Genomic DNA, 13,262 nt, shown 5'->3' on the forward strand with positions numbered 1-13,262 from the left:
CGGGTCACCGCTTGAACTTCTCGATCGAGGAGTCCTTCTTCACCGCGTCGGCGGCCTTCTGCATCCGGTCGCAGAACTTCTGCGCGGAGCCCCCGGAGAACATCAGCTCGTTGGTGGCGGCGCGGGCCTCGTCGTCGAGCTTCTTGTACCAGGTGTCGAAGCGGTAGCTGAAGTAGTCCTTGCCGGCGGCGCCGAGCATGGCGTTGCCGCTGGTCAGGCCGGGTGAGATGTCGAGGCCGTCGACGGCGCCCTGGACCACGGTGAGCACCTTGGTCAGCTCGGTGAAGCCCTTGGCCCCGGCCTTGGAGAGCATGTGCCGCAGGTACTCCATGCCACCGCGCGGGTTCTTGCCCTTGGCGGGCACGAAGTACATCTCGCCGGCCGCCGCGTAGATCGCGGTCTGCGGCAGCGCGTCGGAGGCGGTCACGCTCGGCACCGGCATCACCGCGTACTTGAAGCCGGGCGGGGTGTCCTTGGCCTGCTCGTTCTCCAGCCAGGACCCGCTCGGGTAGAAGGCGACCTTGCCCTGGTTCTGCTGGAGCTGGACCTCGGTGTGCTTCAGGCCGAGGTGCGCCTTGTTGCCGTACTTCGCGCCGATCTCGGCCCACGCGGCAGCGGCCTGCTTGACCGGCTCGGCCTGCCAGGCGCCGTCCTCCAGGTTGTCGATGTTCTTGAGGACGTCCGGCCCGCCGATCTTGGCAGCGCTGGTGAGCAGGACCAGGTACTGGTAGTAGGCGGCGTTCGCCCCGGCGTACGAGTACGGGGTGATCCCGGCGGCCTTGATCTTGTCGCAGAGAGCGGTGAAGTCCGCCCAGGTCTTCGGCGCGGTCCAGCCGTTCTTCTCGAACAGGGCGGCGTCGTACCAGAGTCCGAAGACGGTGAAGGCGTAGTTCAGCACGAACGGCTTGCCGTTGAAGGTGCCCTGCTCGACGGTGCCGGGGACGAGCAGGTCCCGCACCTTCTTCGACGGGTCGTCCAGCGACGGGGCGTCGAAGAGATCGGTGAGGTCCTGCACCTGGCCGGCCTGCACCAGCGCGCCCTGGTCGAGCAGCTTGGAGCCGGCGTTGTTGACCATGTCCGGCGGGGTGTTGCTGGTAAACCGGGGCTGGAGGACGGTGCCGACCTCCTCGGTGGCCGAGTGCTTCACCTCCGCCTTCGGGAACGCCTTCTTGTACGACGGGATGTGCACGTCGGTGGCGTACTTGGTGCCCAGTCCGCCGTTGAAGATGACCACCTCCAGCGGGGCGTCCTCCTTGACGCCCAGCGGGTTGGCGGCGGACTTCTCGCCGGCGGCCTGCTCGACCGGCTCGTCGTCGCCGCCGCCGACGCAGCCGCTGAGCAGGCCGACGGCCGGGGTGGCCAGCAGGCCCGCGGCGGCGGCGCGGCGCAGCACGGTACGGCGACTCAGCTCGGCCGGAAGCTCGGGGGTAACGGACATCGTCGTCTCTCCTTGACATGGGAGTCGGATCGGGCCTGGCGTGGAAATCGGATCGGGACGAACGGTCGATCGCCCCCGGGTCGGGTCAGTCGGTGCGGCGGGCCGGCCCGGTGGGGCACCGGACGTGGGTCATGGCAGGGCCCCCCGCGCGGCCTTGTGCCCGTCGACCGCCTGCGCGGTACGTCGGAACGCCGCGTGGGCGCGGTCGTGGGTGCGTTGCGCGACCGCCACGTAGAGCAGGTCGAGCACGACGAGCTGGGGGTGGCGGGCGGACAACGCGTCGGGACGGAAGGTGGTGGCCTGACTGGCGGTGAGCAGCACCACGTCGGCCAGTTCGGCCAGGGGTGAGCGGGGGAAACCGGTCAGCGCGACGGTGGTCGCGCCCCGGCTGCCCGCCTCGGCGAGCATCTCGATGGTCTCCCGGGTCTGCCCGGTGTGCGAGATGCCCAGCGCCACGTCGCCGGGGCGCAGCAGCGCGGCACTGGCCAGCCCTTCGTGTACGTCGTTCCAGGCCCACGCGGCCACGCCGATGCGGTGCAGGCTGAACTGCATCTCCTCGCCGACCAGTGCGCTGCCGCTGGCCCCGAAGATGTTCACCCGGTCGGCCCCGGCGATGGCGACGGCGGCCCGTTCCACCTCGGCCAGGTCGAGCCGGGCGGCGGTGTCGTGCATGGCCCGGGTGTCGGCGGCCATGATCTGCCCGAGCACCCGTTCGAGCGGGTCGCCGGGCTGGATCTCCCGGCCGATGTCGACCGTCCAACCGGCGGAGCGGGCCCGGCCGGTCTCGGCGGCGATGCCGAGCCGCAGGTCGGCGTAGCCCTCGAAGCCCATCGCCCGGCAGAACCGGGTGACCGTGGCCGGTGAGGTGCCGCTGCGTTCGGCGAGTTCCACGATGGTGGCCCGGGCCGCCGCCTCCGGGTCGCTGAGCACGTGCTCGGCGACCCGGCGCAGCGCCCCGGTCAGCTCGTCCGCGCCGGTGCGGACGCGGGCGAGCACACCGTCGGAGGCGACCCCGAGCGGGGCCCGGCGGTCGGGCCCGTCGGTGTCGACCACCGCGGCCGCGGTGGCGTCCACCTCGTGACCGACCATCGGAGCCCACCTTTCCGAAAAGAGTGTTAACTGTTAGTGGTAAAAGTTCTTACTAAAGGGCCCTCCGTGTCAAGACCGTGGGCGAAGTTTTCAAACTGTTACCCGGACCACACGCTCCGTGGACCGGTCGCCCCTTGCCAGCCGCCTGCGGGTCGACCAGCATGAATCGCCCCGCCACGACCATCCGGAGGTTCATCGGCATGTCCGCCAGCGTCGTGGTCGGCCTGGACGTCGGCGGCACCTCCACCCGGGCCACCGTGGTCACCACCACCGGTGAACGTCTGGGCACCGGACGTGCCGGCGGCGGCAACCCCACCAGCCACGGCGCCGACCGCGCCGCCGCCGAACTCCGCACCGCCCTGCACGCGGCGCTGGCCGGCACCGACCCGGCCGGGGTCACCGCCGGGGTGATCGGGCTGGCCGGGGCGGGGCGGCTCCTCGCCGACCCCGCCGGGCGGGACGCCTTCGACCGGGCCTGGCACGACGTCGGGCTGCACTGCCCGTACACGGTGCACAGCGACGCCCTGATCGCCTACGCCTCCGGCAGCCCCGACCCGGACGGCACCGTGCTCATCGCCGGGACCGGGGCCATCGCCGCCCGGGTACGCGGACTGCGGCTGGACCGGGTCGCGGACGGACACGGGTGGCTGCTCGGCGACGCCGGCTCCGGCTTCTGGCTGGGCCGCGAGGCGGTCCGGCGGGTGCTGGCCGACCTGGACCGGGCCCATCGGCCGGGGCCCCTCGGCGTCCGCGTCCTCACCGAACTGCTCGGGCACGCCGAGATCGCGCCCCGCCCCCGGGACACCGTCGACGCGCTGGTGCAGGCGGTCACCCGACGTCCCCCGGTCGAGCTGGCCCGGCTGGCCCCGCTGGTCGTCGACGCCGCCCGGCGCGACGAGCCGACCGCCGTCGCCCTCGTCGGCGAGGCCGCCGGGCACCTCGCGGAGAGCGCCTCGCGGATCCGCCCACCGGGCGCCACCGAGCCGCTCGTCCTCGGCGGCGGACTCCTCACCGGGGACACCCCGCTGGCCAGCGCGCTCCAGGCCGAACTGCGCCGCCGCTGGCCGGAGGCACCCCTGCGCCGGGCCGGCGACGGCGCGGCGGCCGCCGCCTGGCTCGCCGCCCGCGACCTGCCCGGGGTGACGGATCCCGAGGCGCTGCACGGGCTGCTGGTCGACCCTGGACTGCCGCTCTTGTGAAGGCAGCGGCAGAGGACACACAGCCTGGGGTGGACCGGTTGTCAGGACGTCTGTCGGGCCGGTGCACCGCCCGCTGCGGTGCGTGAGTCAGGGCGTTGGGGCCTGCCGAACCAGGTCGCCAGCGCCTCAGGGAGGCCGTCGGTGCCGTCCGGGCCGAGGGCCCACGCGACGTAGCCGTCCGGGCGGACGAGAAGGGCATCGGCGGAGCTCGGTGTCGTTGCGCGGGCGGTGACGAGGTCCACGCGGTCACGCCAGGCGTTGCTCAGGTCGGCGAGGTGGCTTCCGTCGGTGAGGTCCACCAGGAGTGGCCGGCCCGGACGCATGAGTTCGGCGAGGCGAGTGGCGCGGGTTCCGACATGGAGGGCGAGGTCAGGGGCGAAGCGGCCGGTCAGTGCATGAGGTGCGCCGGCGTGCATCCGGTAGCGGACGTCCGAACCGGCCAGGAGGTCGGTGATCTGTCCGGTGACACCGGGGGTTTCGAGCAGTTCGGTGACGACCTGGCGCAGGGCGGTGATCGCGGGTCCGGGGGACATCAGCGCCAGCTGGGCCTGGGTGTGCATGGTGACCCGTTCCGCCGCCGGATGGCGCTCGGTGTGGTAGCTGTCGAGCAGTCCGGGTGGCGCCCAGCCGTACACCTGCGCGGCGAGTTTCCAGCCGAGGTTGGCCGCGTCCTGCAACCCGAGGTTGAGTCCGGGCGCGCCGACCGCGGGATGCACGTGGGCGGCGTCTCCGGCGAGGAACACCCGGCCGTGACGGTACGAGGTCGCGATACGGGTGTTCGCGGCATACCGGCGGCGCAGCAGATGCGGTCCCGGGGTCGTCGGTACCGACCGGCGGCGGCGGGTTTGCCGGGGCCGATGGCGCACCGGAGCCGTCCCCGGTGGCATAGCCTGACGCCATGCGCCGCCTGCGGCAGCTCGCGGAGCGGACGCCGGCCGACCGGGAACGCCACGTCGACCTGCTCCGGGCCGTGGCGATCACCATGGTCGTCCTCGGCCACTGGACGGTCACCGTGCTCGGCCACGACGCGGCGGGCCGCCCGACCGCGCGTTCCGCCCTGCCGGAGCTGCCCTGGGCGTACCCGCTGACCTGGCTGGCCCAGGTGATGCCGGTCTTCTTCCTCGTCGGCGGCTACGCCAACGCCGCCTCGCTGGCCGCCCGCCGGTCCCGGGGTGGCGACGCCACCGACTGGTTGCTCGACCGCAGCGCCCGGCTGGTCCGGCCGACCACCCTGCTGGTCCTGGTGCTCGCCGGCGGGGCCCTGGTCGGCCGGCTGGCCGGAGCGGAGCCCTCGGCGGTGCGTACGGTGGTGTGGTTCGCCACCGTACCGCTGTGGTTCCTCTCCGCGTACCTGCTGGTCGTCCCGCTCACCCCGCTCACGTACGCCCTGCACGAGCGCTTCGGGCTGGCCGTGCCGGTGGCGCTGGCGGCCCTGGTGGCGCTGGGCGACCTGGGTCGGGCCACCGGTCCGGCCACCCTCGCCCTCGGCAACTACCTGTTCGGCTGGCTGGCCGTGCACCAGCTCGGCTACGCCTGGTACGACGCCCGGCGCGGCGTCGACCGGCCACTGCGCCGGCTACCACCGTCTCCACGGGTGGGCTGGGCGCTGCTGCTCGGCGGGGTGGCCGTGCTGGTGCTGCTGACCACGGTCGGTCCGTACCCGGTGAGCATGCTCAACGTCCCGGGCGAGCGGCTGGACAACGCCGCGCCGCCGAGCCTGGCGCTGCTCGTCCTCGCCACCGCCCAGCTCGGGCTGATCATGGTGCTCCGCGCCCCGGCCGAACGCTGGCTGCGGCGTCCCGGCCCGTGGCAGGCGGTGATCGCGGTGAACGCGGTGGTGCTGACCGTCTTCCTCTGGCACCTGAGTGCGGCGATCCTGCTGGTCGGCGGGCTCGACGCGGTCGGCCTGCTGCCCACCCCGCCGGTCGACTCGCCGGCCTGGTTGGCCTGGCGGGTGCCGTGGCTGCTGATGCTCGTCGTGGTGCTGGCGGCGCTGGTCGCGATCTTCGGCCCGGTGGAGGCCCGCGCCGGCCGGCGCGGCGGCGGCCCGGCCGGCGCGCGGCACCGGGCCGGCGGGGGCGACGCGGGCGGACGCGTCCGGGGCGGGTTGACGGGGGTCGGGTTCGGGGCCGTGGTCGCCGCCCTCGTGGTCAACGCGGTGACCCCGAAGGACGCGCCCGAGCCACTGGGCCTGCCGGTCGCCGCGCTGGTGGCGTACCTGGTGGGGGCGGGTCTGCTGCGGCTGCTCCGCTCCGCGACAAAGCACCGTACGTGAATCCCGGACAATTAGCGTGGAGGCGTGTCGCGGCTCAGGCAGATGCTCAGGGCGCGGATCCGGCCGTGGCCGCCGCCGGACCGGGCCGCCGCCGACCGTCGGCGGCAACCGCCCGTCGGGCAGGTGCCGGGCCGATGAGACGTCCCCCGTGCCGGCCGGAGCGTGGCAGCGGGCCGGATAAGGCTCGCGGACGCCACCCGACCGGGCCTAGCATCGGCCGATGATCGACCACGGGCTCCACGACCGGACCGGACGACGCGTCACCCTGCGCGACGTCGACGACGGGAACTGGCGTGCCGTCGCCGACGTCGCGCCCCGGGACGACCAACGTGCCTTCGTCGCCGCCCTGGCGGCCCGCTACCTGCTGCTCTCGACGCGCGAGGACGTCTGGACGTCGTTGGCGGTCTGTGCCGACGACACCGTCGTCGGGCACGTCATGTGGGGCGTGGACGACGAGGACGGCTCGTACTGGCTCGGGGGCATGCTGATCGACGCCGCCGAGCAGGGCCGGGGACTCGGGCGTGCCGTGCTGCGGACCGTCACGGCGTGGCTGGCGGGGCAGCCGGAGTGCCGGGTGATCCGGCTGTCGTACCACCCGGAGAACACCGCCGCACGACGGCTCTACGAGTCGGCGGGCTTCACGCCGACCGACGCGGCCGAGGGCGACGAGATCGTGGCCGAGTTCACCCCGGCTGCCGCGCCCCCGTTCGACCTGCCCTGAGGTCGGCGTCCACCGGCTCAGGTGAGCAGGCGCAGCAGCGCGGCGGTGCCCGCGCCGAGCGCGACCACAAGCAGGAAGGGCGCGCGCAGCAGCACGGCCACCAGGGCGACCGCGAAGCCGGCCGCCCGCGCGTCCAGCACCAGGTGCGGCCCGGTGGCGAAGGTCTGCACGGCGACGAGGGCGGCGAGCAGGGCCACCGGGAGCAGGGCGGAGGCCTCCTCCACCCGGGGCTTCTCCAGCACCGACCGGGGCACAGCCAGGCCGACGAGCTTGAGCAGGTAGACGCCGAGGGCGCCGAGCAGGATCGCGGTCCACATCAGCGGTCACCACCCCGACCCGCGCCCGGCACCGATGCGACCTCGGCACCCTCGCGCTGATCCGCGCCGCGTGCGGCAGCGCCGGGACGGTCGCGCCGGCCACGCAGGGCCACGACCACCGCGACCAGTCCGGCCGCCAGGACCGGCAGACCCGCGGGCAGCACCGGAACGGTGAGCAGGGCCGTCGCCGCGGCGGCGACGGCGACCGCCCACAGCCGCCGGTCCCGCAACCGGGGCATCAGCAGGGCGAGGAACGCCGCCGGAGCGGCCACGTCGAGCCCGAGCGCCTCCGGGTCGGGCAGCACCTGCGCACCGAACGCCCCGGCCAGGGTGGCCAGGTTCCAGAGCACGAAGACCGAGACGCCGGTGGCCCAGAACGCCAGCCGGGCCTGCCGGGGCTCGTCACGGGCCATGGCCATCGCCGAACTCTCGTCGATGACGAGTTGCGCCCCGAACAGCCGGCGCAGGCCGCGTACCCGCAGCAGCGAGGAGAGATTGAGCCCGTACAGGGCGTTGCGCACGCCCAGCAGGGTGGCCGTGGCCGCGCCGGTGAACGCTCCGCCGCCGGCCGCCAGCACACCGATCACCGCGAACTGTGACGCCCCGGAGAACATCAGCAGCGACAGCGCGCACGCCTGCCAGACCGAGAACCCGGACACCACCGCCAGGGCCCCGAACGACAGCCCCAGCGCACCGACCGCCACCCCGACCCCGGCCGCGTCGGCCAGCACCGCCCGCCGGGCCTTCGGCCAGTCCTGGTCGACCACCGCGACCCCCACATCGTCCCCCTCCCGCCGGAACCGCCGGGTCTCCCGGCGCCCGACCGCGCCCATCATGCCGGAGGGCGGAAAGGGCAGGTCAGGCGGTGTCTCGGACGGCCTCCGCGAAGACCTCGGAGCGGTGCTCGAAGTTACGGAACCGGCCGTAACTGGGCGCGGCCGGTGACAACAGCACCACCCCGTCGGCGGGGGTGAGCTTGCGGGCCAGCCGGACCGCCGCGACCAGGTCGTCGGCGAGTTCGGTACGCACCCGGGGCAGCCCGGCGAGGGCCTCGACGATCCGGGGACCGCTGTCCGGGATGCCGATCACGGTGATCTCCCGCTCGGCCAGGTGCTCCCGCAGCGGGGTGTAGTCCAGGCCCCGGTCGGTGCCGCCGACGATCACCGTCAACGGGCGGGCCTCGTACGCGTCGATCGCGTGCATCGCCGCGTACGGGCTGGTGGCGAGGGTGTCGTCGACGAAGGTCAGCCCGGACGGGTCGGCGATCTCGGTGAGCCGGTGGGCGAGTCCCCGGAACGCGGCGACCGCCGCCGCGACCTCGTCGGATTGGGCCGGCACGTCCACGCCGAGCGCGTCGAGCACCGCCAGGGCCACGCACAGGTTGCCCTCGTTGTGCCGCCCGACCAGCGGCAGCCTCGTACGCGGGAAGAGCGGCCGGTCGGCGGCGTGGAACCACGGCGTGGCGTCCGGGCCGGGAGCGACGTGGAAGCCGTCGGGGCGGCCGGCGCGCACCGCCGGACGGTCGCCCAACTCGGCGGCGAGCCGCTCGTCGGTGCCGTTGACCACCACCGTCTCCGGCCCGTGGGCGAGCAGGTTGAGCTTGTCCCGGTAGTACTCCCGCTCGCCGCCGTGCGCGTCGAGGTGCTCGGGGAACAGCGCGGTGACCACCGCGACCCGGGGCGAGTCGGTCAGGTCGCTGCACTGGTAGCTGGACAGCTCCAGCACGTACAGCTCGGCCTCGGGGAGGTCGAGCAGGGGCACCCCGATGTTGCCGCCGAAGACGTTCGGCCGGCCGAGTGCGGTCAGCAGGTGGCTGATCAGGCTGGAGGTGGTGCTCTTGCCCTTGCTGCCGGTGACCCCGACGGTGCGGGCGGCGTGGTCGGCCATCCAGAGCGCGCTGCCGCCGGTGACGGTGACCCCCCGGCGGCGCAGCTCGACCAGCCACGGGTGGGTCTGTGGCACACCCGGCGAGCGGACCACCACGTCGGCGGCGGCCAGCCGGGCGAAGCCCTCCTCCCCCGTGACCAGCGGCGCGGCCTCGGCCAGCGGGCCGGACCAGTCCAGCGAGAGGAAGTTCGCGCTGTCGTCGACCGCGACCAGCTCCGCCGGGCCGTGGGCGGCGACGGCGGTCACCGCCGCCCGGCCCTCCCGGCCGGTGCCCCAGACGGCGACGGAACGTCCGCGCAGGTCAGACAGGCGCACAGGGGATCTCCTCCAGCCGGGTACGGGCTCATTTGTCACGGCCTAGTATGGCGTGTGCCCAACGAACAGCTCCGGCGGATGGACGCCTTCACCTTCCCGTCCCGCTCGATCGACCCGGCCACCGGTGAGGTACGGCTGGACTACGCGCTGACCGGCCCGGACGGCGAGCTGCGCTTCACCGAGGTGATCACCCTTCCGCCACCGCCGGAGCCGCCGTCGCAGGCCACCCTCGCCGCCCTCGACCGGGTGCTGGACCTGCTGCACCTGGCCGCCGGGGTGAGCTACTACAAGGCCGCCGCCCCGCCCCGCCTGGTCGCGCCCGCGCCGCTCGACCCGGCCGCCGCCGGCTGGCTCACCGCCGTCTACACCAAGGGCCTCGCCGAGTACGCCTACCGCAACCAGCTGCCGTACGTGCTGGAGCTGACCCCGGAGATCCCGACCGGCTCGGTGCCGCCGGCGGCCACGGTGGACACCACCGACCGGCGTCCCCTCTCGGCGGTCGGCGGTGGCAAGGACTCCATCGTCAGCCTGGAGGCGCTGCGCCGGGCCGGCATGGACCCGGTGCCCTTCTCGGTCAACCCCAACCACGTCATCGACGCGGTGAACGCGGCGTCCGGGCTGACCCCGCTGGCAGCCCGGCGGCGGCTCGACCCGACGCTGTTCGCCCTCAACAAGGCGGGCGCCCGCAACGGGCACATCCCGGTCACCGCGATCAACTCGCTGATCGCGGTCGCCACCGCCGTCCTGCACGGACTCGGGCCGGTGGTGATGTCGAACGAGCGTTCCGCCTCCGACCCGAACCTGGTCTGGAACGGACACGAGATCAACCACCAGTGGTCCAAGGGGGTCGAGGCCGAAGGGCTGCTCCGCGCCGCGCTCGCCGAGCACGCCGGGCTCACCGAGCCGTACTTCTCGCTGCTGCGCTCCCTGTCGGAGCTGCACATCGCCCGCCTGTTCGCCGCCTTCACCCGGTACGACGACGTGGTGACCAGCTGCAACGCCGCGTTCAAGCTGCACGACCCGAGCGCCCGCTGGTGCCGGAACTGCCCGAAGTGCCGGTTCGTCTTCCTCGCCCTCGCCCCGTTCGTGCCCCGGGAGCGGATCACCCACATCTTCGGCGGCGACCTGCTCGCCGACGACACGCAGATCCCCGGCTACCGGGAACTGCTCGGCGTGGACGGACACAAGCCGTTCGAGTGCGTCGGCGAGGTCGAGGAGTCGGTGGTGGCGTTGAGCCTGCTGGCCGAGCAGGAGCAGTGGCGGGACGCGCCGGTGGTCCGCGCCCTGGTCGAGGCGGTCCCGGGCACCGCCTGGTCGGCGGCGGCGGACTCTGACGTGTTCACCCCGGGCGGGCCGAACTTCGTCCCCCCGGCGTACGCCAAGGCCCTCGACGCACTGACGTGATCAGCCCCAGGGACGGTCGTCAGCGGGTGCGGACGGCGTCCAGGGCGAGCAGGGCGACGTGCAGCGAGAGGCAGGCGTCGACCGAGTCGAGGTCGACGTCGAGGATCCGGGCGATCCGGGCCAGCCGTTCGTAGAACGCCGGCCGGGACAGGTGCGCGGCGGCCGCCCCGGCGGACTTGTTCCGGCCCTGCTCCAGATAGACACGGAGTGTCCCGAGCAACTGGTCCCGGGGGTGCCGGGCGTCGTACGCCAGCAGTGACCCGAGTTCCCGCTCCACGAAGGTCTGCACCCGGGGATCCTCCCGCAGCAGGTGCAACAGCCCGGCCAGGCCCACGTGCGGCAGCCGGAACACCGGCAGGTCCCGCCGGTCCCGGCGGGCGGCGTCGGCGACCTGCCGGGCCTCGACGAGCGACCGGTGGGCCTCGCGGAGGCTGCCCACCCCGGAACCGGCCGCCACGATCACCGCGCCGGGCGTGCCGGGGGCGGGACGGGCGTCGACGCGTACCCGGCGCAGCGCGGTGGCGAACGCGGCGAGCGCCTTCGCCTCGGCCGCCGGGTCGGCGAGCGCGAGCAGCGCCCCGACCGCCTGGTCGTCCAGCGCGCTGGTCAGCGCGGTCAGTTTCGCCTCCCGCAGCGCCTGACCGACCGCCTCGGCCAGGTCGCGCAGCCGCGCCGGGCCGGCCTCCTCCGGACCGTCCTCGTGGTCGGCGCGGTGCCGGACGACCACGCCGACCAGGTGTCGCCGGTCGAGGGTGACCCCGAGCGCACGGGCCCGCAGGGCCACCTCGTCGACCGGCCGGGAGTGGTCGAGCAGGGCGGTGAGCAGGGTCCGGTGCAGCTGCCGTTCCAGTCCTTCGGCGTCCCGGCGGATCAGCCGGCCGAGGGCGAGGGTGGAGGCGGCCCGTTCGACCAGGATGGTCAACCGGGTCGGCGGGGTGGTCCCGCCGGGCGGTGCGGTGGCCGCCTCCCCGCCGGGCCAGCGCAGCAGCAGCCGACCCCAGTCCTGTTCCCGCGCGCCGACCGTGGTGACCAGCCAGCCGCTGTCCGCGTCGTACGCGGTCCGCCCGGCGGGCTGGATCCGTCGGGAGTGCTGTTCCCAGCCGTCCAGCAGCAGCTCGGCGCTCTCCCCCGCCGGGTCGTACGCGAGCACCTGGCGGGCGAGGTTCTCCAGCACCACCGGGCAGCCGGCCAGCTCGGCGGCCTGCCGGACCACCTCCTGCGGACCCGCCCCGGAGACCGAGAGTTCGGTGAACCGCTGGTGGATCTCCTCGGTGGCGCGCAGCTCGTGCAGCTGGGCGTCGACGATCAGCGCGTGCACCGCCTCGGTGATCCGGACGAACGGGGTGGCCCGGCGCAGTTCCACCAGGGGCAGCCCGCGTCGCGCGGCGGCGGCCGCCATCACGCGGGGCACCCCGCCGAAGTACCGGCGGCCCAGCTCGACGACGAGGCCGGAGACCTCGACCTCGGCGAGCGTGTCGATGAACGCGCGCAGGCCCGCGTCGTCGGCGGGCAGTCCGATGCCGGTGGTCAGGACCAGCTCGCCGCCGCGCAGCAGGGTGGCGATGTCGGGTACCTCGGCGACGTGCACCCAGCGCACCCGCCGGTCCACCGCCCGCTCCCCGGCGACCAGGCGCGGCGCACCGTGCCGGACCGGGTCCAGCGCCAGAACCTCACGGACGGTAGGGAACACGGGCGACACGCTACCCTGCGTGACACCGCCTCCTGTGCAGCACTGACGGGGGCGGGACCGGTCGGCCGGATCGGCCGCCCTGGTACGCGGGCTCGTCGGCCGCTCCGGGAGAATCGGCCCGTGCCGCTCGTGACCGTGACCGACCCCGACGACCCCCGCCTCGGCGACTACCACGCCCTGACCGACGTCGAACTGCGTACCCGCTGGGAACCCCCGCACGGGCTTTTCATCGCCGAGGGTGAGTTGGTCCTGCGTCGTGCCCTGCGCGCCGGCTACCGTCCGCGTTCGTTCCTGCTCGATGGCAAACGAGCCGATCAACTCGCGGACCTGCTCGACCTGGACGCCCCCGCGTACGCCGCCGCGCCGGACGTGTTGGCGCGGGTGACGGGCTTCCACGTGCACCGGGGTGTGCTGGCAAGCTTCCACCGGCGGCCCCTACCGTCGGCGTCGGACATCCTCGCCGGTGCGCGCCGTGTCGCGATCCTCGAGGACGTGAACAACCACACGAATCTCGGCGCCATCTTCCGGGGCGCCGCCGCTCTGGGGATCGATGCCGTGTTGCTCTCCCCGACCTGCGCCGATCCACTGTATCGCCGCAGTGTGCGGGTCAGCATGGGTGAGGTGTTCGCGATCCCGTACGCCACACTCGATCCCTGGCCACAGGCCCTGACCGACGTACGCGCGGCCGGGTTCACCGTCCTGGCGCTCACCCCGTCCCCGGACGCGGTGCCGATCCAGCGGCTGGCTGAGCAGCAGCGACGGCGGGCCGCCCTGCTCCTCGGCGCGGAGGGTGCCGGGCTGACCGAGGCGGCGATGCGGGCCAGTGACGTACGGGTCGTGATCCCGATGCGCCGGGGTGTCGACTCCCTGAACGTCGCCGCCGCGGCGGCGGTCACGTTCTGGGAGTTGGGGCGGGACGACTGAGGC

Annotated in this window: 12 protein-coding genes; 5 read left to right on the top strand and 7 right to left on the bottom strand. The window is 74.0% G+C overall.

Annotated elements, in window-relative coordinates:
• Window positions 1-4 precede the first annotated feature (4 nt).
• Both ngcE and IGA62_RS02050 read right to left on the bottom strand, forming a co-directional pair.
• Window positions 5-1,438 carry an N-acetylglucosamine/diacetylchitobiose ABC transporter substrate-binding protein gene (gene ngcE, locus IGA62_RS02045; protein ID WP_145816729.1) on the bottom strand — a complete coding sequence of 478 codons (1,434 nt, stop codon included), beginning with the start codon at window positions 1,436-1,438 and terminating at the stop codon, window positions 5-7.
• 129 nt (window positions 1,439-1,567) lie between these two features.
• A complete protein-coding gene (locus tag IGA62_RS02050; protein ID WP_145816727.1) occupies window positions 1,568-2,527 on the bottom strand; it encodes a MurR/RpiR family transcriptional regulator in 960 nt (319 codons plus the stop codon).
• Window positions 2,528-2,727: 200 nt separating this feature from the next.
• Here IGA62_RS02050 and IGA62_RS02055 point away from each other — a divergent pair, with 200 nt between their 5' ends.
• Window positions 2,728-3,726, top strand: a complete 999-nt coding sequence (locus IGA62_RS02055; RefSeq protein WP_145816725.1) for an N-acetylglucosamine kinase — start codon at window positions 2,728-2,730, stop codon at window positions 3,724-3,726.
• Between the two features lie 41 nt (window positions 3,727-3,767).
• Here IGA62_RS02055 and IGA62_RS30535 read toward each other — a convergent pair whose 3' ends face one another.
• Window positions 3,768-4,613, bottom strand: a complete 846-nt coding sequence (locus tag IGA62_RS30535; RefSeq protein WP_145816723.1) for an FAD-dependent monooxygenase — start codon at window positions 4,611-4,613, stop codon at window positions 3,768-3,770.
• A gap of 11 nt (window positions 4,614-4,624) precedes the next feature.
• On the opposite strand from IGA62_RS30535, the gene IGA62_RS02065 reads away from it, so the two are divergent.
• Both IGA62_RS02065 and IGA62_RS02070 read left to right on the top strand, forming a co-directional pair.
• On the top strand, window positions 4,625-6,001 hold the full coding sequence (locus tag IGA62_RS02065; protein ID WP_145816720.1) for an acyltransferase family protein: 1,377 nt from the start codon (window positions 4,625-4,627) through the stop codon (window positions 5,999-6,001).
• Between the two features lie 220 nt (window positions 6,002-6,221).
• Window positions 6,222-6,722 carry a GNAT family N-acetyltransferase gene (locus IGA62_RS02070; protein WP_145816718.1) on the top strand — a complete coding sequence of 167 codons (501 nt, stop codon included), beginning with the start codon at window positions 6,222-6,224 and terminating at the stop codon, window positions 6,720-6,722.
• 17 nt (window positions 6,723-6,739) lie between these two features.
• On the opposite strand, the gene IGA62_RS02075 is transcribed toward IGA62_RS02070, so the two are convergent.
• From IGA62_RS02075 to murD, 3 genes are read right to left on the bottom strand one after another with little or no spacing between them, the layout of a single operon-like run.
• The gene (locus tag IGA62_RS02075) at window positions 6,740-7,039 is read right to left on the bottom strand and encodes an AzlD domain-containing protein (RefSeq protein ID WP_145816715.1); all 300 of its coding nucleotides are present in this window, start codon (window positions 7,037-7,039) and stop codon (window positions 6,740-6,742) included.
• A complete protein-coding gene (locus tag IGA62_RS02080) occupies window positions 7,039-7,875 on the bottom strand; it encodes an AzlC family ABC transporter permease (protein WP_232624857.1) in 837 nt (278 codons plus the stop codon). The genes IGA62_RS02075 and IGA62_RS02080 overlap by 1 nt, the downstream gene beginning before the upstream one ends.
• 22 nt (window positions 7,876-7,897) lie before the next feature.
• The gene (murD, locus tag IGA62_RS02085) at window positions 7,898-9,241 is read right to left on the bottom strand and encodes a UDP-N-acetylmuramoyl-L-alanine--D-glutamate ligase (RefSeq protein ID WP_145816713.1); all 1,344 of its coding nucleotides are present in this window, start codon (window positions 9,239-9,241) and stop codon (window positions 7,898-7,900) included.
• Between the two features lie 54 nt (window positions 9,242-9,295).
• Here murD and IGA62_RS02090 point away from each other — a divergent pair, with 54 nt between their 5' ends.
• On the top strand, window positions 9,296-10,645 hold the full coding sequence (locus IGA62_RS02090) for a hypothetical protein (RefSeq protein ID WP_145816710.1): 1,350 nt from the start codon (window positions 9,296-9,298) through the stop codon (window positions 10,643-10,645).
• Window positions 10,646-10,664: 19 nt separating this feature from the next.
• On the opposite strand, the gene IGA62_RS02095 is transcribed toward IGA62_RS02090, so the two are convergent.
• A complete protein-coding gene (locus tag IGA62_RS02095; RefSeq protein ID WP_446685886.1) occupies window positions 10,665-12,335 on the bottom strand; it encodes a PucR family transcriptional regulator in 1,671 nt (556 codons plus the stop codon).
• Window positions 12,336-12,404: 69 nt separating this feature from the next.
• Between IGA62_RS02095 and IGA62_RS02100 the strand changes: the two genes are divergently transcribed.
• Window positions 12,405-13,259, top strand: coding sequence for a TrmH family RNA methyltransferase (locus tag IGA62_RS02100; RefSeq protein WP_377465246.1), 855 nt, complete (start codon window positions 12,405-12,407; stop codon window positions 13,257-13,259).
• The last annotated feature ends 3 nt before the right edge of the window (window positions 13,260-13,262 follow it).

Origin of the sequence: Micromonospora sagamiensis, from assembly GCF_014680085.1 — a bacterium.
Taxonomy (GTDB): Bacteria; Actinomycetota; Actinomycetes; order Mycobacteriales; family Micromonosporaceae; genus Micromonospora; species Micromonospora inyonensis.